This is a genomic window from Streptosporangium sp. NBC_01810 (assembly GCF_035917355.1).
Taxonomy (GTDB): Bacteria; Actinomycetota; Actinomycetes; order Streptosporangiales; family Streptosporangiaceae; genus Streptosporangium.
In genome coordinates this window covers 5,383,161-5,407,748 of the sequence record NZ_CP109070.1, presented here as the reverse complement: position 1 = coordinate 5,407,748, position 24,588 = coordinate 5,383,161, and the positions used below count along the sequence as shown (strand labels likewise).

18 protein-coding genes and 1 tRNA gene are annotated in these 24,588 nt (G+C 69.7%); 11 read left to right on the top strand and 8 right to left on the bottom strand.

All coding sequences use genetic code 11. The annotated features are described in order from the left end of the window. Positions 1-54: 54 nt before the first annotated feature. On the bottom strand, positions 55-237 hold the full coding sequence (locus tag OIE13_RS23915; protein WP_326636368.1) for a hypothetical protein: 183 nt from the start codon (positions 235-237) through the stop codon (positions 55-57). Between OIE13_RS23915 and OIE13_RS23910 the strand changes: the two genes are divergently transcribed. Together OIE13_RS23910 and OIE13_RS23905 are read left to right on the top strand one after the other, a co-directional pair. Further along, positions 236-805 (top strand): hypothetical protein, encoded by a 570-nt coding sequence (locus tag OIE13_RS23910; RefSeq protein WP_326636370.1) that lies wholly within the window; start codon positions 236-238, stop codon positions 803-805. The two genes, OIE13_RS23915 and OIE13_RS23910, sit on opposite strands and share 2 nt — an antisense overlap. 362 nt (positions 806-1,167) lie before the next feature. Then, complete coding sequence (locus OIE13_RS23905) at positions 1,168-1,698, top strand: hypothetical protein (RefSeq protein ID WP_326636372.1); 531 nt, start codon at positions 1,168-1,170, stop codon at positions 1,696-1,698. Positions 1,699-1,722: 24 nt separating this feature from the next. Here the strand turns inward: OIE13_RS23905 and OIE13_RS23900 are convergent, their stop codons facing one another. Further along, positions 1,723-2,652, bottom strand: coding sequence for a discoidin domain-containing protein (locus OIE13_RS23900; RefSeq protein ID WP_326828781.1), 930 nt, complete (start codon positions 2,650-2,652; stop codon positions 1,723-1,725). A gap of 204 nt (positions 2,653-2,856) precedes the next feature. On the opposite strand from OIE13_RS23900, the gene OIE13_RS23895 reads away from it, so the two are divergent. The 4 genes from OIE13_RS23895 to OIE13_RS23880 all read left to right on the top strand — a co-directional run bounded on the left by OIE13_RS23895 (position 2,857) and on the right by OIE13_RS23880 (position 7,078). Continuing rightward, entirely contained in the window at positions 2,857-4,380 is a 1,524-nt protein-coding gene (locus OIE13_RS23895) for an N-acyl-D-amino-acid deacylase family protein (RefSeq protein ID WP_326636378.1), read from the top strand. Between the two features lie 419 nt (positions 4,381-4,799). Further along, the gene (locus OIE13_RS23890) at positions 4,800-5,417 is read left to right on the top strand and encodes a hypothetical protein (protein WP_326828780.1); all 618 of its coding nucleotides are present in this window, start codon (positions 4,800-4,802) and stop codon (positions 5,415-5,417) included. A 31-nt stretch (positions 5,418-5,448) separates the two neighbouring features. Continuing rightward, entirely contained in the window at positions 5,449-5,835 is a 387-nt protein-coding gene (locus tag OIE13_RS23885) for a Rid family detoxifying hydrolase (protein WP_326636382.1), read from the top strand. Between the two features lie 31 nt (positions 5,836-5,866). After that, positions 5,867-7,078 carry a hypothetical protein gene (locus OIE13_RS23880; protein WP_326828779.1) on the top strand — a complete coding sequence of 404 codons (1,212 nt, stop codon included), beginning with the start codon at positions 5,867-5,869 and terminating at the stop codon, positions 7,076-7,078. 145 nt (positions 7,079-7,223) lie between these two features. Here the strand turns inward: OIE13_RS23880 and OIE13_RS23875 are convergent, their stop codons facing one another. Continuing rightward, positions 7,224-7,844: a LysE family translocator gene (locus tag OIE13_RS23875; RefSeq protein ID WP_326636386.1), complete on the bottom strand. Its 621-nt coding sequence runs from the start codon at positions 7,842-7,844 to the stop codon at positions 7,224-7,226. A 262-nt stretch (positions 7,845-8,106) separates the two neighbouring features. On the opposite strand from OIE13_RS23875, the gene OIE13_RS23870 reads away from it, so the two are divergent. Continuing rightward, a complete protein-coding gene (locus tag OIE13_RS23870) occupies positions 8,107-10,905 on the top strand; it encodes an ATP-binding protein (protein ID WP_326828778.1) in 2,799 nt (932 codons plus the stop codon). A gap of 77 nt (positions 10,906-10,982) precedes the next feature. On the opposite strand, the gene OIE13_RS23865 is transcribed toward OIE13_RS23870, so the two are convergent. Then, positions 10,983-11,372 carry a response regulator transcription factor gene (locus tag OIE13_RS23865; RefSeq protein ID WP_326636387.1) on the bottom strand — a complete coding sequence of 130 codons (390 nt, stop codon included), beginning with the start codon at positions 11,370-11,372 and terminating at the stop codon, positions 10,983-10,985. A gap of 171 nt (positions 11,373-11,543) precedes the next feature. Here OIE13_RS23865 and OIE13_RS23860 point away from each other — a divergent pair, with 171 nt between their 5' ends. Together OIE13_RS23860 and OIE13_RS23855 are read left to right on the top strand one after the other, a co-directional pair. Beyond that, a complete protein-coding gene (locus OIE13_RS23860; protein WP_326636389.1) occupies positions 11,544-12,704 on the top strand; it encodes a C40 family peptidase in 1,161 nt (386 codons plus the stop codon). 105 nt (positions 12,705-12,809) lie between these two features. Next, positions 12,810-12,884 (top strand) — tRNA-Arg (locus OIE13_RS23855). A 1,668-nt stretch (positions 12,885-14,552) separates the two neighbouring features. Here OIE13_RS23855 and OIE13_RS23850 read toward each other — a convergent pair. Then, positions 14,553-17,234, bottom strand: a complete 2,682-nt coding sequence (locus OIE13_RS23850; RefSeq protein ID WP_326636391.1) for a calcium-translocating P-type ATPase, PMCA-type — start codon at positions 17,232-17,234, stop codon at positions 14,553-14,555. 216 nt (positions 17,235-17,450) lie between these two features. Then, positions 17,451-19,217 carry a PD-(D/E)XK nuclease family protein gene (locus tag OIE13_RS23845; RefSeq protein WP_326636393.1) on the bottom strand — a complete coding sequence of 589 codons (1,767 nt, stop codon included), beginning with the start codon at positions 19,215-19,217 and terminating at the stop codon, positions 17,451-17,453. 123 nt (positions 19,218-19,340) lie between these two features. Here OIE13_RS23845 and OIE13_RS23840 point away from each other — a divergent pair, with 123 nt between their 5' ends. Beyond that, a complete protein-coding gene (locus OIE13_RS23840; protein WP_326636395.1) occupies positions 19,341-19,502 on the top strand; it encodes a hypothetical protein in 162 nt (53 codons plus the stop codon). Between the two features lie 498 nt (positions 19,503-20,000). Here the strand turns inward: OIE13_RS23840 and OIE13_RS23835 are convergent, their stop codons facing one another. Both OIE13_RS23835 and OIE13_RS23830 read right to left on the bottom strand, forming a co-directional pair. Continuing rightward, positions 20,001-21,149 (bottom strand): NAD(P)/FAD-dependent oxidoreductase, encoded by a 1,149-nt coding sequence (locus OIE13_RS23835; RefSeq protein WP_326636397.1) that lies wholly within the window; start codon positions 21,147-21,149, stop codon positions 20,001-20,003. 85 nt (positions 21,150-21,234) lie between these two features. After that, positions 21,235-22,602: an NAD(P)/FAD-dependent oxidoreductase gene (locus OIE13_RS23830; RefSeq protein ID WP_326636399.1), complete on the bottom strand. Its 1,368-nt coding sequence runs from the start codon at positions 22,600-22,602 to the stop codon at positions 21,235-21,237. A gap of 275 nt (positions 22,603-22,877) precedes the next feature. Between OIE13_RS23830 and ctaD the strand changes: the two genes are divergently transcribed. Continuing rightward, entirely contained in the window at positions 22,878-24,578 is a 1,701-nt protein-coding gene (gene ctaD / locus OIE13_RS23825) for an aa3-type cytochrome oxidase subunit I (protein ID WP_442811512.1), read from the top strand. The last annotated feature ends 10 nt before the right edge of the window (positions 24,579-24,588 follow it).

Sequence of the window (24,588 nt, the reverse complement as noted above, 5' to 3'; positions counted from 1 at the left end):
TGCGGTGCTTTTGCCGTGTCAGGGGAACGCCCCGCCGGCCGGAGCCCGGCTGCTTCACCCCGGTGCGCTCAGCTGTTCTCGGTTCATCAGGCGAACCCGGAGCCCGGCGCTTTTCATCCAGACCGTCGGCGGCAGCTTGTGTGGAGATTGTGCAGCTTTGGTAGAGACGTCGAGCAAGGCATGGCGAGCAATGTGGAGACGGCGCCCCACTTTTTCGGTGCCGATTCCTCCTGCCATGCAGAAACTGTGGCTGCTCTCCTTGCTGGTGGCGGCCGGCTGGTTTCTTCTGGCGCTCGTTTCCTACCTTCGGATACCACTGTTTCTGGAGAACCCTCTGCTTTATATGCTGCCGCTTTTATGGGGCTGGCTGTGGTCGCTGTTGTGGTCTTTCGCCGGGGTGATGTCCTACCTGGCTGTCAAAGCGTACGGACGCTCGGTGGCGGTGTTGACGGCTACTTCGATCCTGGGAGCGCTGATCTGGACGACAGACTGGAAAATAGTCTATCTGGAGAGTCAGCTTCGGCTGCATCATGAGACATTCGCCGACCTCGCCTCCTCCTACGAGAGTGGCCGGCTGCTTGAGGTTCCCTCGTGGATGGAGTACCTGTCGATAGAGGGGGATGTACAAGCCCAAAAGAACGGCCTTTATTTCCCGGTTTTCGTCGATAAGTGGCGTGCCGAATCCGGTGCGGGGTTCGCCTACATACCGGGCAAGGCCGATTCTCAGACGATCATTCAAACCACGGAGGGCGACATAGGGAGCCCAACGTATGATCTCGGCAAGGGCTGGTGGTGGGTCGAGTGAGGTGGTTTCCGGCTGATTCACTTCCCGTCACCTGCTCCGACCTCTGAAAGAGGCCGCGGGCGGGAGCGCCTGCCCGCGTCACGTATGGCGGCTTCGGCGCGGGCTTCGTGGTCCCAGGTGTAGTAGGGGACGAGGTGGTGGTGCGGCCGTCGCGGTGGCGTCCGCATGCGGCGGCCAGGGCATCTCATGCGCGAGCGGACGTGCCGGTCTCCCGCCACCAGCAGGCTCCAAGCCATCGACAAGACGTCCCCGACAGGTTGTATGGCGAACGTCATCACCACTCACAGGGTCGACATGAACGGCTACCACTACAGGCTCAATTCCCGCCTGGAGCCCGCCTGCCAACGGAAAACGAGGAGCGCATGAACAACATCCTGTCCAGGGTCGGCACTCTGGCCGCCGGGCTGACACTCGTCGCGGCCCTTGCGTCCCCGGCCCAGGCCGCCGAGCCCCCCGCTCTCGGCGGCGACTCCCCTACGGCCGCCGCCGGCCCCCTCCTCAAGATCGTGTTCGGCTCGCTTCAGGCCTTCGATCTGGAGGAGAGCGGCGAGGATGAGATCCGTGTGCGGATCATAGGTCAGAACGGCGCTGAGTACCTCGGCTGGCCCACCAACGGTGACGAGGTCGACACCAAGGCCGGAACCTGCTGGGTATGGGAGTATTCGGTATGCTCCGCCGGTTCCGCAGAGCGCGCCGCCGGGGTGTACAAGAGCCAGACCACCGTCGCCGGAGGATCGTTCACCATCGAGGTGTGGGAGGACGATTACATCGGCGACGACCTGCTGCTGCGCATCCCGGTGACCGCAAGGGGCGGCTATCAGGACATCGACGCTTACTCCCCTGCCGGCAAGGGATTCTCCTACCGGTTCGTGGGACACCTGGAGCCCGCGTAACAAGGTCCGCCGCGCCGGGCCGCCTCAGGCTACGTGCGGTTTCCTGTGAAGCTCCATGCCACGCCGGCCCGGATTGAAGCGGGCCGAGGTCGTCCGGGGGGTGATTTCGGTTGGGGACGCCCGCGCACTCCTGACAGGCTTGCTCTTGATCCAGGTGTTGAGCTTGCGCGCGGCGGCGAGGGACTTGGCGTCGCCGCTGGTCACCACCAGGTCGCCGTCGGTGGCCGAGTCGCCGCCGTTGACACTCTGGCAGGCGGTGTTCTGCTCGGCGGCGAGCAGGCCGGGGGTGATCGACGAGGGGTGGGCCAGCACGTACTTCACCAGGCCGTCGAAGATCTTCTTCGCATCCGGGTCGGCCCCGGCCATCGTGGCGGTGATGACCATGCCGTAGCCCTGCGCCTCGGCCACGTACGGGTGGTCGGCGTCGGGGGAGATGATCTGATACCAGCCGTTGCCGCAGTTCTGCTTGACGAAGGCGGCCTTCCAGCGCTGGTAGTAGTCGATCACCTTCTGGTCGAGCGTGGCCTGGGCGCCGCTGGGACGCAGTATCCCGGCCGCGTAGGGGATCGCATGCGAGCCGAACGGTACGCCGGGGCCGCCGGGGGTGATCGTCGGGGTGGGACTCGGGGTGGTGCCGCCGGTGCTGCCGTAGACCTCCATCTCGTACAGCGAGTAGCCGTGCGCGGTGCCGTACATCCGCACGTAGCGGCCGATGCCGGAGTCGTGGCCCTCGGCGGAGGCCCAGCGGGTGGTGGTGTTGCCGTCGAAGGCGGCCGAGGGGAGGAACGTGGCGTCCTCGTTGGAGGACGAGGTGGCCGGACGGCCCTGGGACAGCAGGGAGTCGGCAGCGAAGCCGGGTGGGGCCGCCAGCACGAACACCGATGCGATCAGTGCCGATGCCAGTGCCAGGACGAGGACGGTCGAGGGGCGTTGGAGACGCGGTCTCGCATGCACAGGGGGTGCCCTCTCTGCGATCATTTAGTTAGGAAAGATTCCTAACTAGAAAAAGATGTCACCATCCATGACGCGTCATGGTCAAGGGGGCGGGGGTCCAAATTCCCGGTTACGTGCGATGCGGGGGAAATCAGGGACATGGACAGGGAGAACGAAGGCCGACATGGGGTGCCTTGAACACCTCCCGAATGATTGAATCCGGGCATGTCGTTCGATGTGTTGATCAGGGATGGCTGGGTGCTCGACGGCACCGGGGCCCCGGCCTGCCGGGCCGACGTCGGCGTCACCGGTGACCGGATCGCCGCCGTGGGCCGCCTGGACGCCGCGGAGGCCACGACGGTGGTCGAGGCCGCCGGGCGCCACGTCATGCCCGGCCTCGTTGACTGCCATGTCCACGGCGACGCCATCGTCCTCGACAAGGAGGTGCAGCTCGCCGCGCTCCGGCAGGGGGTGACCACCTTCGTCCTCGGCCAGGACGGGCTCTCCTTCGCCCCCTCCACCACCCAGGAGACCTTCGCCTACGCCACCCGCTACTTCGCGGCGGTCAACGGCGTCCACCCCTCGGCCGACGGGCCGATCGGCGTCGGGGAACTGCTCGACGGCTACGACAGGACGACCGCGCTGAACACCGCCTACCTGCTGCCGCACGGCACGATCCGGCACGACGTGATGGGCGCCGCCGGACGGGCCGCCTCCGCCGACGAGGTGGCCGCGATGCTGGCCCGCGTCGAGCGCGGCCTGTCGGAGGGGGCGGCCGGCCTCTCCACCGGGCTGGAGTACGCCCCGGGCCGCTACGCCGACGCCGCCGAGATCGCCGCGCTCTGCGCGCCGCTCGGCCGCCTGCCGTACGTGACGCACATGCGCGGGTACGGGGCGGCGGCCCCGGCGGGAATGGCCGAGGTGACCGACATCGCCCGTCGCTCGGGCGCCGCGGTGCACGTCTCGCACTACCACGGCCCGGCCACGACCCTCCTGCCGCTGGTCGACGAGGCTCGGCTCCGAGGGCTGGACATCACCTTCGACACCTACCCCTACCTGCGGGGCAGCACGATCCTGGCGATGGTCGCGCTGCCGGCCTGGGTCCCGGACGCCGACGCCGACCGGGCGCTGGAGGTGCTGGAGTCCGAGCGGATCGAGTGGGACGAGATGCTCTGGCCGAGGATCACCTTCTCCCACGTACCTGGCGCCGAGTGGGCCGAGGGGCTGACGCTGCCCGAGGCCGCCGCCGAGGCGGGGCTGGAGCCGGGAGAGTTCTGCCGCCGGATCCTGATCGACACCCGGCTGGAGGCCGGATGCATGGTGGCCCGCCCTGACGAGGGCCCCGAGGGGGAGGCGTCGGTCCGCGCGATCCTGCGTCACCCGGCGCACACCGGCGGCTCCGACGGCATCTACGTGGGCGGCCACCCCCACCCCCGCGGCTACGGGGCATTCGCCAGGATGCTCGGCCACCACGTCCGCGAGACCGGAGACTGGACCCTGGAGCAGGCGGCGGTCCACCTCTCCTCGCACCCGGCCCGCCGCTTCGGCCTCGAAGGGCGCGGCCTCGTCCGTCCAGGGCAGGTCGCCGATCTGGTCGTCCTCGACGCGGGAGCGGTCGCCGACCTGGCCACCTACGCCGCCCCGCGGACCCCGGCCACCGGGATCGGCGACGTCCTCGTCTCCGGGGTTCCGGCCCTCGCCGGGGGGCAGCTCACCGGCGCCACCCCCGGCAGGGCGCTGCGGCCCTGAGAGCGCGGTTCTGAACGGCATGTGGTGAGGCGCCGCAGCCTTGGGAGGAGAGTGCGGCCCCGAGAATGTGGTTCTGAACGGCGCGTGGTGAGGGCGCCGCAGTCTTGAGAGCGCGCAACGCGGCTCGGCAGGGGTGGCGTCTTCGAGGTCACGGCACCGGAGAGGGCGCCGTGAGGATAGGGTCCTCAGGGTGACCAACGGGGCGCGATCTCCCATGCCCGGATTCAACGGCCGATGGTCCGGTAAATCCGCAAAGGTGACCACAGGGAGGGTCGGAACGTGAAGGGGATCGTGGATCCCGAGAGGGCGCTGGGGGCCTCGCTGTCCTGGCGGAACTGGGCCATGAGGGCGGCCGGGGCGGCAGCCGTACCCTCGCCGAGCTGCTGGAGGTCGCCTCGGCGGCGCAGCGGGCCGAGGGCGTGGAGCTGGCCGGCGTCGCCGGGTACGAGGGCGTGGAGCTGGCCGGCGTCGCCGGGTACGAGGGGTCGCTGGGATCCACCGGCGAGGTGCGGGCCTACCTGCACCGGCTGCTGGAGGCACTGGAACACCTGCGGGTGCGCGATCCGATCCTGTCCGTGGGCGGCAGCCAGTGGTTCGACGTGATCGGCCGCGAGCTCGCCACCTGCCGGGCCAGGGTCATGCTGCGCAGCGGTGCCTACATCTCCCACGACGACGGCTACTATCGCGAGCGCACCCCGTACACCCGGATGGACGGGGAGTTGCGCGCCGCGCTGGAGATCTGGGCACACGTGCTGAGCGTTCCCGAGCCCGGCCTGGCCGTGGTCGGGTTCGGCAAGCGCGACGCCCCCTTCGATGAGGGGCTGCCGATCCCGCGCGGAGCCGTCGCGGACGCGACGGTGCTCAAGGTCCAGGACCAGCACACGGTCCTGAGGCCTGCGCCGGGCTCGCCGGTGCGGCCGGGAGACCTGGTGTCGTTCGGCATCTCCCACCCGTGCACCGCCTTCGACAAGTGGCGGGTCATACCGGTGGTCGACGAGGAGTACGTCGTCGTCGACCTGATAAACACCTTTTTCTGATCCCCTGTTTCCCCTTTTGAGGAGTGACGAGATGAGCGGCAAGCAGGAGCTGCGTACCGACGAGGGCGCGGCGCCCGTGGGGGCGTACTCGCAGGGCCTCGTGGTCGGCGATTTCGTCTACACCTCGGGGATGGGGCCGCTGAGCCCCGAGACCGGCGAGGTCGTCGGGACCGACGTGGCCGAGCAGACGCATCAGGTGATGCGCAACCTCGCCGCCGTCCTCGCGGCGCACGGCCTCGGCTTCGACGACGTGGTGAAGTCGACGGTGCACCTGCAGCACCTCAAGCGTGACTTCGCCGCCTACAACGAGGCGTACAAGTCCTACTTCACCCGCCCCTATCCCGTCCGCACGACCGTCGGCTCCGACCTGATGGACATCCTTGTCGAGATCGACTTCGTGGCCTACAGGCCGCGTTAGAGTCTGACCGACTTCGTGGGAGGGCGGCGGCTTGGACAGCTCGCTATACGTCTACGTCGAGGACGTACGCGGGGAGGGCATGGAGGCGGTCCTTGACCGGATCACCGGATACGGCCTGACGGGGGTGACCGTGGCCGCGGCATACCGCCGCGCCCGCGACGTCACCCCGCACGGCCGCTCCCGGGTGACGCTCCGCAGCGACGGCGCGCACTTCATGCCGCCCGCCGACCTTTTCGGCGGGCTGCGACTGGTCCCGCCCGTCCAGGAGGGGGCCGAGGACGAGCCACTGGCCGCGCTCCGCCTGGCCACCGCCGAGCGGGGGCTCGCGCTGCACGGCTGGACCGTCTTCCTGCAGAACACCACGCTCGGCCTGGCCAACCCGGATGTGACGGTACGCAACTGCTTCGGTGACCGGAGCTCGCCCGTGGACCTGTGCCCCTCCCACCCCGACGTGCGCCTGTACGCGGTAGCGCTGGGCAGGGCGGTGGCCAGGCAGGGAGTCGACAGCGTGGTGGCCGAGGCGCTGCACTTCTCGACGTTCGGCCACGGCTACCACCACGAGCGCAGCTTCGTCCCGCTCGGGCCGATGGACGCGTTCCTGCTCGGCCTGTGCTTCTGCGACTTCTGCATGCGCCGAGCCACCGACCTGGGGGTCAACGCCGAGGTGGCGCGCGAGGAGTGCACCAGGATCGTGGACGCCGTCCTCGACGGCGATCCGCCCGCCCAGGGCGAGGTGACCCGCGCGGCCCTGACCGCGTACGCGGGCCCGGAGGTGGTCGCCTACGCGCGGGCCCGCTCCGAGGTGGTGACCTCGCTGGTCTCCGACGTCTCCGGCGCCGTCGCGGCCGAGGGGTCGCGCCTGGTCTTCCTGGACGCCACAGGCTCCGTCAAGGGCTACACCGACGGCCTGCCCTCGCCGGGGCTCGCCGCGCACGACTCCTGGCAGCTCGGCGTCGACCTGGTCGCCCTAGGCGACCTGGTGCCCTCGCTCGGCGTGCTCGCCTACGCCCGCGACGCGGGCAGGGTGGCGGACGATGTGGTCGCCTACCGCCGCTCGACGGGCAAGGACAGGGAACTGCGGGTCGTTCTCCGTCCGGGCCTCCCCGACACCGACTCGGCCGACCGCCTCGCGGCCAAGGTCCGCGCCGTGCGGGCCTCGGGGGCCGACGCGGTCGACTTCTACGCGTACGGGCTCATGCCCTACCCGATCCTGGAGCGCATCCGGGGCGCGCTCTCCGCCTGACCTCACCTGACCTCACCGGGCGAGGGCGCCGTCCAGGACGGCGCTCACGGCCCGGGCGGCGAAGTCGTCTGGCTCGCCTGGTGGGGGACCTGTGCGGCCAGCTGGGTTCGTACGTTCAGGCTTCGTACGTTCAGGCTTCGTACGTTCAGACGGAGCGGCCGGAGAGCGCGGTCGCGACGCCGAGGACGAGGTAGACGACCCCGCTGAAGTGGCCGAGCAAGGTCGACCTGATCCTCAGCCGGGTGCCGAGGGCGCCCGCGGCCATGGCGTAGATCAGGTCGGAGATCAGGCCCAGGACCAGCAGGGTCGTGCCCAGGATGGCGATCTGCAGCGGAACCGCACCCGCCTCCGGCTCCACGAACTGCGGCAGGAACGCCAGGAAGAAGAGGATGACCTTGGGGTTGAGCAGGTTGACGACCATGCCCTCAAGGAAGATCGCCCGCAGCGGCTGCGGGGCCGCCTCCTGCGCCGTGAGCTCCTGCCTGCTCGTCAGCGCCCGGACGCCCAGATAGACCAGGTAGGCCACACCGGCCCACTTGATCACGTTGAACAGGGTCGCGGACTGTGCGATCACGTACGAGAGACCGGCCGCCGCCGCGGCGATGTGCACCAGCGTGCCGACCTCCACGCCGAACGCGCTCGCGACACCGGCGGCGCGGCCCTGCGAGACGGCGCGGGTGATGATGTAGATGTGGTTCGGGCCTGGCACCAGGACCAGTGCCAGCGACGCGACCGAGAAGATCAGTAATGTGGACGGGGAGACCATGCTCCGACCTTAGGGGCGTCCGTCTCCCCGTCGTCAGGGCCAATGGGCGGACGCCTCGGGGTACCAATCGGGCCCCGCGTCCGCCGGAACCGGCCCCGCCGACGCCTTGTGAAGCGTTCCGGCCAGGCGATCGATCCCGGCGCCGACGCGACGTCGGCCGCGGTGCGGAGCCGGCCGGAATCGGCTCCGCCGGTGCCTCACACGAGACGTCTCGGGTGATCGACCCCCGAGCCGGTGCGACGTCGATCGTCCATTCCCGTCGGTGCCTCGTGCGATACTCGCCGACGTGGGGTGGCAAAGCACGCAAAGCGTTCTTATCGGGCGATCGGCAGAGCTAAATCGCCTGACCGCCGTGCTCGACACCGCCGCCGCGGGGCAGGCGGGAGTCGCCCTCCTGGGAGGCGACGCGGGCATCGGCAAGACCCGGATGGTCACCGAGCTGGCAGAGCGGGCCGAGGCCGCTGGATTCGCCGTGCTCGTCGGGCAGTGCGCCGAACTCGGCGACGCCCTTCCGTACCTCCCGCTCGCCGACGCCCTGCGCTCCGTGCGCGGGGAACTGCGCGCGGAGCTCAACGCGCGACCGGTCCTCGGCAGGCTGCTGCCCGGCGGCACCGACCCGGGCAGGGAGAGCACGTCGGGCCTGACACAGCAGCAGCTCTTCGGCTCGATGCTCGGCTTCCTGTCCGCACGGCCCGTGCTGCTGGTCCTCGAAGACCTGCACTGGGCCGACCAGTCCACCCGCGATCTGCTGGTCTTCCTCAGCCGGATGCTGCAGACCGAGCCGGTCTGCCTCGTCGGCACCTACCGCACCGACGACCTCCACCGCCGCCACCCGCTGCGCCGGGTCCTCGCCGAGCTCAAGCGGCTCCCCTCGGTGACGTCCGTGGAGCTGGATCCCCTCGACCGTCACGAGATGACCGACTATCTGGCCACGCTCGGCGGCACCGACGCCCGCGTGATGCGGGAGGTGGTCGACAGGGCCGAGGGCAACCCCTTCTACGCCCAGGAGCTGCTGGAGGCGGTCTCCGCCGGCTGCTCGATGCCCGACGGTCTGGCCGGCCTGCTGCTCTCCCGGGTGGAGCTGCTCTCCGACCCCGCGCAGGGGGTGCTCCGCGGCGCGGCCGTCGCGGGTCGCCGGGCCGACCACGATCTGCTCCAGCAGGCATCGGGCCTCGACGACCTGGCCTTCGATGGGGCCATGCGAGAGATCGTCTCGCGTGGCCTGCTCCGCCCCGACGGGGAGTACGGCTACGCCTTCCGGCACGCGCTCCTGCAGGAGGTCGTCTACAACGACCTGCTGCCCGGCGAGCGGACCAGGACGCACGCCGAGTTCGCCCGCCTGCTGACCGCCCGAGGCGGTTCCGCGGCCGAGCTCGCCCACCACTACCTGGCGGGACACGATCTGCCCGGAGCGCTGGTGGCGTCGGTGGAGGCCGGGCGGAGGGCCGAGCGGCTGGGCGCCCCGGCCGAGGCGCACCGCCACTTCGACCGGGCGCTCGGGCTCTGGGACCGGGTCCCCGACGCCGAGCGACTGGCCGGGATCGACCACGTCGGCCTCGCCAGGCGCAGTGCCGACGCGGCGGCCGACAGCGGCGACAACCACCGGGCTGTCTCCCAGTTCCGGCGCCTGCCGCCCTCCGCCGAGGTCAACGAGCGTCTGGCGTACGTCCTCATCGACACGGACGACCTGGAGGGCGCGATCGTCGCCGCGCACGCGGCGGTCGAGGCGGCACCAGAGGGGCCGGTGCTCGCCCGCGCGCTCGCGACCTACGCACGCTCGCTCTACTGGAGCGAGCGGCACGACGAGGTCGAGGCGCTGGCGGGCCGAGCCCTGGAGGCGGCCCGCGCGAGCGGCGCCGCCGACGCGGAGACCAGCGCGCTGATCACCCTCGCGGCTCTCGCGGCCCTCGCCGGCGACATCCCCCGAGCCAAGGAACTGCTCGCCTGCGCCACCGCGGAGAGTTCGGGCAACCTCGCCATCGACCTGCGGGCCATCTTCAACCATGCCCGGGTCCAGTACGAGAACGGAGACCTGGCCGAGGCCGCGGTCACCACCGACCGGGGGCTGCGGGTGGCGGGGGAGACCGGGCTCAACTGGAGCACCTTCGGCACCGACCTGCGCTTTCTGCGGCTCCTGGTTCACTACGTCGCGGGGGAGTGGGACCAGGCGGAGAAGGTCGCCGCCGGGTTCGGCGTCCGCGTCGGCACCCCGGCCGAGGCGCTCCTGTCGTCCTTCGCGCTCTTCGTCGAGGTGGCCAGGGGCCTGCCGGCCGTCGAGGAACGCCTGTCCTGGCTGGAGCCCTTCTGGCCCGACGAGGTCACGGTCACCTCCATGGGCCGCGGCCTGGCCGCCGAGCACGCACTGTGGCGCGGAGACCCCGAGAGCGCGCTCGAACACGCCCTCGCGGGACTCGACGCCCTTGTTCCCAACGATCCGGCCGTGATCCGGCTCAGCAGCACCGCCCTGTGGGCGCTGACCGACCTGGGACGCGCGGCCGAGGCCGACGCCTTCCTGGAACGGGCCAGGGTGCCCGCCGCCGTAGGCCCCGGTTCCGTCCGCCGGGGCCCGCTGGGGTCCGAGGGGCTGGCCTGGCTGGCCAGGGCCGAGGCCGAGTGGCACCGCGCGCACGGCCGGTTCGACGTCGCGGCGTGGCGCGCGGTGGTCGAGGCGTTTGATTTTGGATTCGTCTACGAGGTCGCGCGCTCGCGGTGGCGGCTGGCCGAGGCGCTGCTCGTCGCGGGCGAGCGCGCCGAGGCCCTGAAGGAATGGGAACTGGCCGTCGAGGCCGCCGAGTCACTGCGCGCCAGGCCGCTCGGCGCAGCCCTGGCCGAGCTGGGCCGCAGGGCGCGCTTCGTCTCCGCGTCGCCGACCCTGCTCACGGCTCGTGAGCAGGAGGTGCTCGCCCTGGTGGCCGAGGGGCTGTCCAACCGCGAGATCGGTGAGCGGCTGTTCATCGCGCAGAAGACGGTGAGCGTGCACGTCTCCAACATTCTTTCCAAGCTGGGCGTCTCCTCCCGCACCCAGGCCGCCGCCGTGGCCCGCAGAGACGGCCTGCTCTGACCACGGGCCGTCGAGACAGGGGCGGCGGGCATCTGGTCTGACCACGGGCGGGACCCGTGGCCGGTGCCCGATCCGCTCTAACCGCCGCGCGCGGTCAGGGCCAGATCGCGGACGACCTGGATCAGCTCGGCAGGGTCGAAGGGCTTCGTGAGGTAGGCGTCGACCCCGATCCCGAGGCCTCGCCGCTTGTCGTCCTCCTGCGCCCGCGCGGTGATCAGGACCACCTTGATGTGCCTGGTCCCCTTGTCGCCTCGCAGCCTGGTGGCGGTCATCCAACCGTCCAGCCTGGGCATCATGACGTCCAGCGTGATGACGTCTGGCATCACGTCCAGCACCCGGTCCAGGCAGTCCTGCCCGTCGGAGGCCGTGTCGACCTGAAACCCCTCCAGGGTCAGGTTGACCGCGATGAGCTGCCGGATGACGTCGTCGTCATCCACTACCAACACCCTGCCCAGAACCTCTCCCACGGCGTGAGGCTAACCCCTCTTCCCCGCTCCCGCGCGGGTTTCCGCGGATGTGTACGCACAGCTGTCCACAGGCGACGGGTTTTCCACAGAACCGCGTTCGGCTCCTTGGCGATCACTTCTGCACGCCGATCCTGGGGCCTCGATCCTTCATCGAGCCCAAGGAGGGCGTGCGTGATCACGGCATTCGTCACCGTCTCCATCCTCTCGGCGGTCCTCGCGGGGAGCTTCCAGGTCCCCGCGCCCCGCCTCTCCCCGGAAGCCTGCGGCGCCTGGGCCGGCCTTCTCTCCACGACGGCCCCGCACTGGCTGCCGGAGGAGGTCCGCGTCACCCTGACCGCCGTCTGCGAGGCTCGGCGCACCGTTCTCCCGGATACCGGAGCCACCTTGACAGATCGCCCCGCGTCGACGCCGCCCGGTGCCGCCCTCCCGGACACAGACGGCAACCGGTCGACGGCCTTCTCGGATCCGGGCGGCGGATGGCCGATGGACTTCTCGGGGGCGGACGGTGAGTGGACAGGAACCCCTCACAGCCCTGATGGCGGACTGATGGCCCACTTCCAGGGCGAGCATGACGAATGGCCGGGAAGCGACGGCCCTCCGGGAGACGACCACTCCCGCGGGCCCGCCACCCCTCCGGTTTCCCCTGCCCGTGCTGCCGCAGGCTCTCTCGCCGGCGCTTCGGCAGATTCTCCCGTCGGTTCGAGTTCCGCTTCCGCTCCTTCAGCGAAGCGGAAGGCTCCTTGGGCCTCCTCCCGCCCGGAATCCTCCCGCCCGGAATCCTCGCGAGCGCTCGCCGAGCGGTCACAGCGCCCACCACGCGGGAGGAAAACGCCATCCGGCGGATGGGCGGCGTCCTCACCCGGAAGGAAAGTCCCACCCAAGGGGCGGGCAGCGTCTGCGCGCGGGCAGGCAGCGGTCTCGCGTGGACGCGGCGCGCCCACGCGGGGGCAGATCGCGGCGGTCGCGGCGCTCCGCCAGGTCGGCAGGCCGTACGTCTGGGGCGGCGGTTCGAGCGCCGGCCCGACCGGCGGGGGCTTCGACTGCTCAGGGCTCGCCCTGCACGCCTGGTCCAGGGCCGGGGCCAGGCTCACCCACTACACCGGAACCCAGTTCAGGCAGGGCCGCCGGGTGCCGTTCTCGCAGCTCCGGCCAGGAGACCTGGTCTTCTTCGGCGGAGGTGTCAAAGACCCCACCCACGTGGGCGTCTACGTGAAGGACGGCGTCATGGTCCACGCCCCGGGAACCGGTGACGTCGTCAGGACGACCGACTTCGCCGCCTCGGCCTACTACCTCTCCCGCTATCGGGGCGCCGTCCGCCCCTCCCCGAGCTGACCAGCCGACCCGATGACCCTCCGTTCCCGAGTGTTCTCCGAAGATCCCCGTTCCCGCCACGAGTGTCGGTCAGCCCCAGGAAGCTGGTAGTGTAATCACACGTTGGCCCCCTTAGCTCAGGGGATAGAGCACCGGCCTCCGGAGCCGGGAGCGCAAGTTCGAATCTTGCAGGGGGCACCAGCGATCTACCAGGGGAAACCCAGCAACGACCTGCGGGAACGCGGGTCGTTTCGCTTTCCTGGCTGTGCCGTCCTATGCCACCAAATCCGGCCGTGTGCCACTGGTCGCGTACCAGGGGCGTACCGAATATCGAGGGGGACATTCGCATCACGGTGTTCGAGGGGCCGATAGCCCGACTTGGTTCGAGGGGCCGATAGCCCGACTTGTTTGCCACGAGCTCGACCATCTCTTCGGACTTCTCTACCGGTCGCGCATACGGCCAGGGGTGGAGCCGATACCTGTTTCCCAATACAAAGGCACTGGCCGACCTTGGGCGAGTCATCAGGGGCGACCTTTCACGGGAAGGGCGGATCAACTGGCGCGTGCAGGAGACCAGGCCGCTTCCTCGCGGCGCCGGCGCCAAGTGTAACGGTGGGGCTGTTTCCGCTGGTCAGAGGGGCGATGATGTACCGAATCACATGTGGCAGTCGCGCACCGTCTGCCAGTGAAATCTCTTGCCAGCCTTGATCTCTGCCTGGCGATGTACGTGGTAACGGTCTCTTATCCGGTACATCGCCCCGGCTCACGGTGTCTTTCTGGCGTATTTCGGCCGCACCCCATATTGGTCAGCCCCCGAGCTTGTGCGGTCCCTTCCTGTCGCCCTCCTAATTCACCAGGATCAGTCGTAATATCTGTTCCTGAAATTATCGGAGAAGGTGTAGTGCCACGCCTGTGCGAAACTGACGCGGCCTGCATTGCTCATTAACCGAGCCCGAGCATCCAAACCGTCCTCGAACCCGGCTTCGTAGCCTTGTTCCCTGCCTGCCTTTCCGCAAGGTGTGAGGCCCATCCCGTCTGCATCCATGGATGTGCCGCCTGAGTAGCGCCTTATTCGGTAGCCACTGCTCCATTCTTCGGCGAACACCGGACAGTTACCGTGTCCGGGAATTCCGCACGACTGCTGGTGAGGCGGGGGGACGAGCACGCGCCCGCGGGGGGGCATCGTGGTGGAAGACGAGCGTACGAGGTAGAAGAAATCCCCCAGCTCCCGTGCTATCTGGCTGGTCAGCCTTTTTCGGTTGTCGATCCACCAGGCGGCGCTGGTTTTGGTGTCCAGGATCCGCCGCACCCGATTGGGCGTCATGTCATCCCAGTGGTATTGGATGAATCGTTGCCGTATGTCTGCGGCGAGGTGGCATTGCTGGACGTCGCCTTGTAGAGGAGGGGGGGAGTAGAGGGGAGGGGGGGAATACGACATGGGGGGAGTCTAAAGAAGGTGAAGCGGAGATTTAGGACTTTTGACCTGCTCCACCATGGGTGCCACTGGAATACGGTCAAAAAGGGCCGTGGCCCGCGCGCTTGCGGCAGTACGCCGGCCGGGGTTTCGGCGGCGGGCCACCGTGCGATCGTGGGGACCGGATTGGCGCGCGAAGCGATGTCGGCTCACTGTCCGCGATGGCGATCCGGTCTGCTCCCGTCCAAGGCGTTTCCGCGAAGTCACCGTCGTCACACCTCTCGGGCCAGGCCGCTCCTGAGGGCCGCGAAGGAGACCTTCGACGCGCTTGGCGTGATCCCGTGGAGCGATCGGGTGTGCCGCGGGCTTCGAGCCTCTGGTGAGCGGATCGAGCGGCGCCCGGATGAGATCCGCGACAAACTCACCGCGCAGCGCTGGGACATCACGTGGACGAGTCACGTTCTCCTGCGAAGGATGAACTTGACCAGCTCGCCCGCCCAGAGAATCGCCGAGCCGACGGCCGCGCAGACCAACCACTGACCGGCGGTGAGGTTCGTGACGGTGAAGAAGGCGTGCAGGGCCGGCCACTCCACCATGGCGACCAGGAGCACGAGCACGACCCCGATCGCCACGAAGGTCGAGGGGTTGGCGAAAGTACTGCGGTGGAAGGCGCTGCGCAGGTCGTCACGGACGTTGATCAGGTTGAAGATCTGGAAGAAGACGAAGGTGACGAAGGCCATCGTCCCCGCGACCGACACCTGCCCGGCCGCCGCGGCGTGCCCGGGGGCCAGAATCAGGACGGCGAGTGTGCCACCCGACATGACCGCTCCCGCCAGCAGAATGCGCAACAGCCGGGTGGTGGTGAGGATGCGCTCGTCCCGGGGCCGCGGCGGGTGCTTCATCGCGTCCGGGCCGGCCGGGTCCACCCCGAGGGATAGCGCAGGCGGCCCGTCCATGACGAGGTTGACGAAGAGGATCTGAACCGCGGTGAACGGAGCGCCTCCGGCCAGCCCGGTCAATGAAGCGGCGAGGAAGGTGAGCACGAACCCGAAGGCCGTCGAGAGCTGGAAGCGGGTGAACTTCACGATGTTCGCGTAGATGCCGCGGCCTTCACGGACCGCGTCCACCACGGTCGTGAAGTTGTCGTCGGTGAGGATCATGGTGGCGGCTTCTTTGCTCACCTCTGTCCCAGTGATGCCCATCGCGACGCCGATATCCGCCTTGCGCAGGGCGGGGGCGTCATTGACGCCGTCTCCGGTCATCGCCACCACCTGGCCGGAGTCCTGCAGGGCCTGCACGATGCGAATCTTGTGTTGTGGGGTCACCCGGGCGACGACCCCGATCTCCGGCAATTCCCGGGCCAGCTCCTCGTCGGAGATCGAGTCGAGCTCGGCACCGGTGATCGCCTTGCCAGGGATGTTCAGCTGGCGGGCGATGGCCGCGGCCGTCACCGCGTGGTCACCGGTGATCATCCGGACCTGGATTCCCGCCTGGTGACACTGCGCGATGGCCTCGGCGGCCTCAGGGCGCGGCGGGTCGACGATGCCGACCAGCGCCAGCATCACGATGCCGTCGACCAGTCCCTTCAGGTCGGTCTCCGCGTCGAGGCCGGGGAGGTCCTTGACGCCGATCGCCAGCACACGCAGCCCCTGTTCGGCCAGCTCCCGGTTGCCGTCGGCGTACCGTTCGCGCGCCGCGACGTCGAAGTACCGGGTGCCGTCGGCCGTCAGGTACCGGTCGGCGCGGGCGGCGAGCACGTCGGGCGCGCCCTTGACGAAGCAGCGCACCCGGTCGCCGGTCTGGTGAAAGACGGCCATGAACTTGTCGTCGGAGTCGAACGGCACCTCGGCGATGCGCGGATGCCGTCGCCGGAGCGCGGTGACGTCCACCCCGCCCTTCTCCGCCAGCACGACCAGCGCGAGCTCGGTCGGATCACCGACCACGTCGTCCTCGCCGTGGACCAACGCGTCGGTGCAGAGCGCCATGCCGACCAGCGCCTCGTGGAGCGCCGGCCCCTCGGCGGGGGAGTCGTCGGTGCTGCGGATACGACCCTCAGCGGAGTATCCCTGACCCGACACGGTAAAGCGGCGGTCGGCCAGCCGCACCTCGCGGGCCGTCATCTGGTTGAGGGTCAGCGTGCCCGTCTTGTCGGTGCAGATCTGCGAGGTGCTGCCCAGCGTCTCGACCGAGGCCAGGCGTTTGACGATCGCCCCGCGGCGGGCCAGGCGTGCCGTACCCATGGCCAAGGTGAAGGCCACGACGGCGGGCAGCCCCTCGGGCACGGTGGCCACGGCGAGCGAGACGGAGGTGATGAACAGGTCGCCGACGGGTTGCCCGCGCAGCAGACCCAGCACGAACACGATCACGATGACGACGCCCGCGATCAGCGCCAAGGTCTTGCCCAGGGCGTTGATCTGACGTTGCAGCGGGGTGGGCGCCGGTTCGGTCTCCTGGATCAGCCCGGCGATCTGCCCGATCTCCGTAGCGGCCCCGGTCGCCGTCACGATCATTCGGGCGTGGCCGCGGGTGACGATCGTGTTCATGAAGACCGAGGTGACACGGTCGGCCAGCGGCGCGTCCGGGGCGACCTCGGCCTCGGCGGACTTGGCGGTGGCCTCGGCCTCGCCGGTCAGCGCCGCCTCCTGGACCTCCAGCGATGCGGAGGAGAGCAGCCGTCCGTCGGCCGGCACCCGGGCGCCCGCCTCCAGTTCGACGATGTCGCCGGGCACCAGGTCGGCCGCGTCCAGGCGTATGGCGGAGCCGTCCCTGAGCACGGTGGCCTCGGTGTGGAGCATCTTCTGAAGCGCCTCCAGCGACGCCTCCGCCTTGGACTCCTGGACGAAGCCGATGGTCGCGTTGAGCAGGACCACCAGGACGATGATCGCGGGTGTCTCCCACTCCCCTGTGACCAGCAGGCTCACCAGCGCCGCGCCGATCAGGGTGAGGATCAGCAGATCCTGGAACTGCCGCAGGAACGCGTGCCAGCGCGGCTCACGCTGCGCTTCGGGCAGCCGGTTGGGCCCGTGCTCGCCGCGCCGCCGTACGGCTTCCGCCTCGGTCAGTCCCTCGGCAGGGTCCGTGCCGTAGTTCCGGGCCACTTCGGCTGGGCCGGCCGCGTGCCAGGCGATGTCGCTCATGTGGCAACCCTAGGTAGGCGATTCCAAGCCGTCATCCGTCAGATGACCGCGGCCATCTGACGGATTCGCAGTCGCAGGCGAGGAAGGAGCCTGAAGGGGGCGATTTCTCCCAAGGGAGCACGGGTGACCGTGGGAGCACGAGTGCACAGGTGACCGTGGGAATCCGCTCGTGTGCGAGGGAGGACATCAAGAGGGAGGACATCAAGAGGGAGGACATCAATATGGTGGCTCGTCGTCGGGGTCGGGATCGGCGAGGGTGGCCGCGATCGCTTCGACGCGGCCGTCCAACCGTCCGGGGCTTGCCAGGATCTCTCCGGTGAGCGGGTCGAACGCGAGACCGTCCACCACGTGCGCGGTGGAGCGGGAGGCATCCGGGCACCAGCGGGCCACCGGGCAGAACCGGCACCAGGAGCCGGGAGTGGCGCGGAAGGCGACGTCGCGGTGCCAGGGCCGGATCCGGTCGAGGACGACCGCGCGGGCGGCGGAGACGATCGCCGGGTCGGCGGCGTCGAACGTGAGCACCTCGGCGGAGGCCGGGGTGAGCTGTTCCAGCTCGACCAGCCCATCGGTGTCCTCGAAGACGCCGGCGGTGATCAGGCAGACCGCCAGGGCGAGCTGGGGAACCATCTCCAGCGCGTTCTCCGTGGTGATCCCGCGCGGTACGGCCGACGTCTTCTGCTCGCGGTAGACGAGACGCCCGTCCACCCGGCGGAGGAGGTCCGGGTGGGCGAGCACCACCACATCGGCCCGCGCGTCGTACGCGGCGACCTTCGGCTCGGGCCTGACCTCGGAGGCCTCGCCAGGGCCGTTCAGCGGGCATACCTCCAGATGCCGGAGCAGGTACGGCCGGGCCCGGTGATACTCCTCCCGCTCCATCAACGCGTCGGCGAGGCCGCAGTCATCGGCGCCTGACTCCGGAAGGTCCGCCAGGGTGCAGGGCCTGCCACGGGTGTGCGCGGTTTCGAGCCACGCGTGCACGTGCTGACCGCGCTCGGCCGCCGGGCTCGTCTCCCAGTCGCCGGGAAGCCGGAGCTCGCGCAGGTGAGCCTGCGCCGGGCAGACCTGGTAGTAGCGGGACGTGGTGATCGACCACGTTCGCCGATGTGTGCCCCGGTCGTCGAGGCCGAGCAGGCCCGGAGCGTGCGCGAGATCTCCGCAGGAGGCCCGCGCCTTGCACTCGGCGCAGTGCTGCCCCGGAATCCGGTCGCCACCGGCCAGCAGCCGGGCTGTCGCGGGTCTGACGTTCGAGGCGTACGCGCCGCGGATCTCCTCCAGGTCCGTCGTGTCGAGAAGGACCTCGTCTGTCCCGGTGGTCAGTCCGATCTCGACCACTCGCACCCGTTCCGGCACGGGAACGGGTCGCACCGGGACGGGGATGGCGCGATACAGCTCCGACGGGTCCTCCACCTGTCTGCCCACGGCCGCCACATACGCCATCGCCTGGGTGGACGGCCTGTCCGCACTGCCCAGGGGGCGGCGCAGGCGCATCCGGCGGAACTCCACCGTCGTGCCGTCCGGCGAGCCGTACCACCGGCCCCACACGGTGAGGGAGCGCATCTCCGCGGCGGATCGGCCGCCCTGGACGATCCGGGGGTTGCGTTCGGGGTGGAGCTCCACCCCCTCGGAGGCGAGCGTGGCGGCCAGGCTCTCGGAGACCTCCAGATAGGTGTGGCAGGCGTGCCAGACCCAGCTGGCGACCCCCGGATGCACGGTGCTGCGGGTGTTTGCGAGAGTTCTCGTCAGGGCCTCGTCGACCTGGGCCGCCTCGAACTCGACCGCGTCGAGCACGTCCATCACCAGGCCGAGCGGAAAGGTCTCCCATGGTGCGTACCTGCGCTTCTCGGAGACCCGTGACCACAGCTGCGGGCGAGCTTTGACGGCTGCGAAGTCTCCGCAGTCGCCCTCCCGATGGTCGAGCAGGCTCGCCGACAGCCGGACGACCTCGAAATTCCCGGTGAACTCGGTGCTGGGGGACTGGCTCAACGCACTCTCCTAGGTGTGGGGGAAGCCGAGAGGTGCTTCTGCGTTGCAACACAGTGAAACATAGTGTGAATTACAGTCACGAGTTTTTTGGGATGGCGAGGGTGAAGCATCAGAGTGCGTTGATTGGGCGGTACCGCCGCCACACTGCTCGACGGGATCGTCATGCCTGATCAGAACGGCGCGGGGCCCCGGCAGCCCGTCTCCTTCGCCGACGGCACCGGGGCGGGGTTCGGCAAAGAGCCCTCCTGGCGGTCGGTGGGCGACTGTGGCATGTTGCAGGCGTGAACATAGGCATCGACAGGTGAGGTGCATGTGACGTACGTCCTGCGGGAGATCGCCAGCCAGCCCGAGTGCTGGCGGCGGGCGCTGGAGCTCGGCGCTGCGAGTCCGGCGGGCCTGCCGGAGGCGGGCGAGCGGGTCGCCGTGATCGGCTGCGGCACCTCGCTCTACATGGCACAGGCCTACGCGGTCCTGCGCGAGCGGTCGGGGCAGGGGGAGACCGACGCCTTCCCCGCCTCCGAGTTGCCCGCACGCCGCTACGACCGGCTGGTGGCGATCACCAGGTCCGGGACCACCACGGAGGTGCTGCACGCCCTCGGCGTGGCCGGGGACATCCCGACGGTCGCCGTCACCGCCGATCCCGCGGCCCCGGTGTCCGGCCTGGCGAAGACGGTGATCGCGCTGGAGTTCGCCGACGAGCGCTCCGTGGTGCAGACCCGGTTCGCCACCAGCGGGCTCGCCCTGCTCCGCGCGCACCACCCGGGGAGCGTGCGCGTGTGGTGTTCAGCGTCGTCGGACGCCGCCCGCGATCCAGCGGCGGACCACGGCCAGCGCCAGTGGGAGCGGTACGGTGCCCGCGCCGAGACCCACGTCGACCAGCAGGTCGAACACCTCCTTGCGGCGGGCGGCCGTGTCGATCGCCGCGTCGATGAAGCCGGGTGACTGGGCGGCGAGGGCGAGCACGTCCGTGGTGCGCAGGTGCCGTCCGAGTGCCTTTCTCAGCTCGCGCCGGTAGGCGGGCAGCGGGTCGGCGGCGGCCCGCACGGCCGCCTCGCCGGCGAGGCGGCCGGAGACCAGGGCGTAGTAGATGCCCTCGCCGGTGAGCGGGTTGATGAGACCGGCGGCGTCACCGGCGAGCATCACCCGCCCCGAGCCCGGCCTCGGCCGCCCCGGGGACAGGGGCAGATGGTGGGCGCGCAGGTCGTGGGCGCTCAGGTGGGGCAGCAACTCGGCGAGCCTGCCGTGCAGCACCTCGCGGCCGGGCAGGCCGGTGGCGCGCAACCGAGGCAGCAGCATCCCGAAGCCGACGTTGGCGGTGCCGTCACCGATGGGGAACGACCACGCGTACGCGGGCCACCCGTCCTGCTGCATGAAGATGGACTGCACGTCGTCGTCGGCGGGTACGTCGGCGTAGCCGCGCACGGCGATCGCGGTGTGCCTGTCAGGGGCGGGGGAGATGCCGATGAGGCGCCGCACCGTCGAGTTGGCCCCGTCGGCGGCGACGACGGCGCGGGCGGTGACGGTGCCGTCGAGGACGATGTGGCCGCCGAGGACGGCGAGCGAGCGGACGCGGTGGCGGCGGACCTCGACACCGCGGGCACGGGCGGCGTCGACGAGGCGGGCGTCGAAGACCCTGCGGGGGACGACGTGGTTGGGTCGGGCGGAGGTGGCCGAGACGCGCTCGCCACCGGGGGAGATCACCGTCAGGCGCTGCGTCGGCCGGTAGTCGGCGATGAGGTCGGGGATGCCCAGCAGGGCGAGCTCGTCACGACCGTGGGCGGCGATGCCGTCGCCGCAGGCCTTGTCGCGGGGGAAGTCGGCCCGATCGAGCAGGAGCACCCGTGCGTCAGGCCGAAGCTGCCTCGCGCGCAGCGCCGCGGCAGCCCCTGCGGGCCCACCGCCGACGACCGCCAGGTCCCACACGTCATCCACTCTGGTGAGCCTTCCCTGTACGCCCGTGCGGAATCGCCTTGCCGTCACTTCCGCCGTAGGGGAGGGCCTGTCGGCTCGGATGAGTTCATGCCGAAGGATCTCGCCGTCCTTTAAGTTTCACCGGCTTCACCGGCTCAGGCCGCGGGGCGCTCGGGCTGTGGGGGTGCTCGGGGGTGGTGCAGGCGAGCGGGACTTCCGAGCCGTCGACCGTGCCCAGCTGGACGATCTGGCGAGGCAGCACGAGATCCAGCAGCCAGCTCCCGGCGATGCGCGCCCGGCCGTGCGGGATGGCCAGCAGGTGGTAACCCCGGGTTACCGCCTTGGCGACCACACCCGACAGCGGCACGCCCAGCGGGTTCGCGGCGGCGGCGGCCCCGCCCAGGTCGACGACGAACCCCAGGTCGTGGTGCCTGTACGGCAGGAGCCGTCCGTGACCGTACGAGGCGGCGATGTTGTGGGCGGCGCGCCTGCCCTGGCGGCCGGCGTGCTGGGCGGTCATCGGGGTGTACTCGCCCGGCCGGGTGAGGTCGGGCACCGCGGCCGCGTCGCCGCAGGCGTAGATCTCCGGATGTCCGGGCACCCGCAGGTATTCGTCGACGAGCAGCCGCCCCTTCGCGGTCGGCAGCCCCAGCGACTCCACCATCGGGTCGGGGCGCACGCCGACGCACCAGATCAGGGACCGGGTCGGCACGAACTCGCCGTCGGAGAACTTGACCCCGTCCGCCGTCGCCTCGGCCACGTTCGTACCGGTGCGGATCTCCATGCCTCGCTCCGACAGCGTCCGGTGCGCGGTCCGCGACAGGCGCTCGTCGAGCCCGGGAAGGATGCGCGGGGCGACGTCGGCGAGGATCCAGCGCACCGGCTGGTCACGCAGGGCGGTCTGTCTCCTGCGGGTGTCGAGGGTGAGCAGCTGGCCCTGAGCCGCCACCTCGGTTCCGGTGTATCCGGCGCCCACGACCACGAACGTGCACCGGGCTCTGCGCTCCTCGGGGTCGTCGGAGGTGGCGGCGAGCTCGATCTGGCGGATCAGGTGGTCGCGCAGGTAGAGGGCCTCGGCGATGCTGCGGAAACCGTGGGCGTGCTCGGCGACGCCGGGTATGGGAAGCAGCTTGTTGACGCTGCCGACCGCGACCACCAGGCGGTCGTAGCCCAGCTCGCGGGGGTTGCCCTCGGCGTCCGTGCACTTCAGGCGGCGCGCCTCGATGTCGACGGTGTCCACGCAGGCGAGCAGATGCCGCACACCGGGGTAGTTGCCCGACAGCGGGATCGCCACCTTGCGCGGGTCGAGGATCCCTGCCGCGACCTCGGGCAGCAGCGGCAGGTAGAGGAAGTAGTCGGTCGGGTTGATCAGGACGATCTCGATCGCGCCCTTCGCGATTCCGGAAAGGGCGCGGACCGCGGTGAAGCCCGCGAACCCTCCTCCGATCACGACGACTCGCTGTCGCTTGGCCATGAGGTTGTTCCTTTCGACGCTCCGTATTCCAGCGGAGTGCCCCCTGCGCCCCCGGGTCAAGCACGGCGTGTCGTCCGACGTTGCCCACGCGGACCTTGAGGTCCGGATGAGGGCGATTAATCGCCAGGTCAGCGCGCGGGCAAGATGGCGGAAGGGTGCGAGTGGGAGCGGCTTTTCCTGGGGATGGCGGGGTGGAAGGCGGCGGGGATCGGATGCCGCGCCGGTTCGTGGACGGGCCGGTTCGTGGACGAGCCGGTTCCCGAGGGGGGTGGGCTGTGACGACCTCCGAGCAGTCACGTGAGGGGCCGCTGACCTCACCGTCGGCATCGCGCAACGGAGAGCCGGGCTCACTGGTCGTGAACTGGCTGACCAGCACCGACCACAAGGTGATCGGCTATCTGTACATGATCACCTCGTTCGTCTTCTTCATGATCGCCGGGCTCATGGCCATGGTCATCCGGGCGGAGCTCGTCCAGCCGGGCATGCAGGTGGTGAGCCTGGAGCGCTACAACCAGATGTTCACCATGCACGGCGGGGCCATGCTGCTGCTGTTCGCGACCCCGCTGTTCGCCGGGTTCGCCAACGTGGTCATGCCGCTGCAGATCGGAGCGCCCGACGTGGCGTTCCCCCGGCTCAACATGGTGAGCTACTGGCTTTTCCTCTTCGGTGGCGTCATCGTCCTGTTCGGCTTCCTCACCACCGGCGGTGCCGCCGACTTCGGCTGGACGTCGTACACGCCGCTCTCCACGGCGCAGCACTCCCCGCAGGTCGGCGGTGACCTGTGGATCGTAGGCCTGGTGATGGCCGGCCTCGGCACGATCCTCGGCTCGGTCAACTTCATCACCACGATCATCTGCATGCGGGCCCCCGGGATGACGATGTTCCGCATGCCGATCTTCACCTGGAACGTGCTGCTGACCGGTCTGATGGTGTTGATAGCCTTCCCGGTGCTGTCCGCCGCGCTGCTCGCCCTGGAGGCCGGCCGCAGGCACGGCGCTCACATCTATGACCCGCAGACCGGGGGAGCGCTGCTCTGGCAGCACCTGTTCTGGTTCTTCGGCCACCCGGAGGTCTACATCATCGCGCTGCCGTTCTTCGGCATCATCAGCGAGGTGATCCCCGTCTTCAGCCGCAAACCGATCTTCGGCTACATCGGCCTGGTCGGCGCGACCATCGCGATCGCGGGCCTGTCGATGACGGTGTGGGCGCACCACATGTTCACCACCGGCCAGGTTTTACTGCCGTTCTTCTCCTTCATGTCGTTCCTGATCGCCATCCCGACGGGTGTGAAGTTCTTCAACTGGGCCGGCACCATGTGGCGCGGGCACATATCGATGGACTCGCCGATGATGTTCGCGGTCGGATTCCTGGTCACCTTCCTGCTCGGCGGGCTGACCGGGGTCATCCTGGCCTCCCCGCCGCTCGACTTCCAGGCGCACGACTCGTACTTCGTGGTCGCGCACTTCCACTACGTGGTCTTCGGCACCGTGGTGTTCGCGATGTTCGCGGGCTTCTACTTCTGGTGGCCGAAGATGACCGGCAAGATGCTGAACGAGAAGCTGGGCAAGCTGCACTTCTGGTTGCTGTTCATCGGTTTCCAGGCCACCTTCCTGGTCCAGCACTGGCTGGGTGCGCAGGGCATGCCGCGCCGCTACGGCGACTACAGCCCGATCGACGGGTTCACCACGCTCAACCTGGTCTCCTCGATCGGCGCGTTCGTGCTCGGCGCCTCCACGCTGCCGTTCCTCTACAACATCTGGTACACCGCACGCCACGCCCCGCGCGTGACCGTGGACGACCCGTGGGGTTTCGGCAACTCGCTGGAGTGGGCCACCTCCTGCCCGCCGCCCCGGCACAACTTCGCCTCGATCCCGACCATCCGCTCGGAGCGGCCCGCCTTCGACCTGCATCACCCGAGGATCGGGGACCGGCCACGTCGGCTCGACCCGACGGCCGGGCTCCACGAGGAGATCTGAGCGGTCCGCG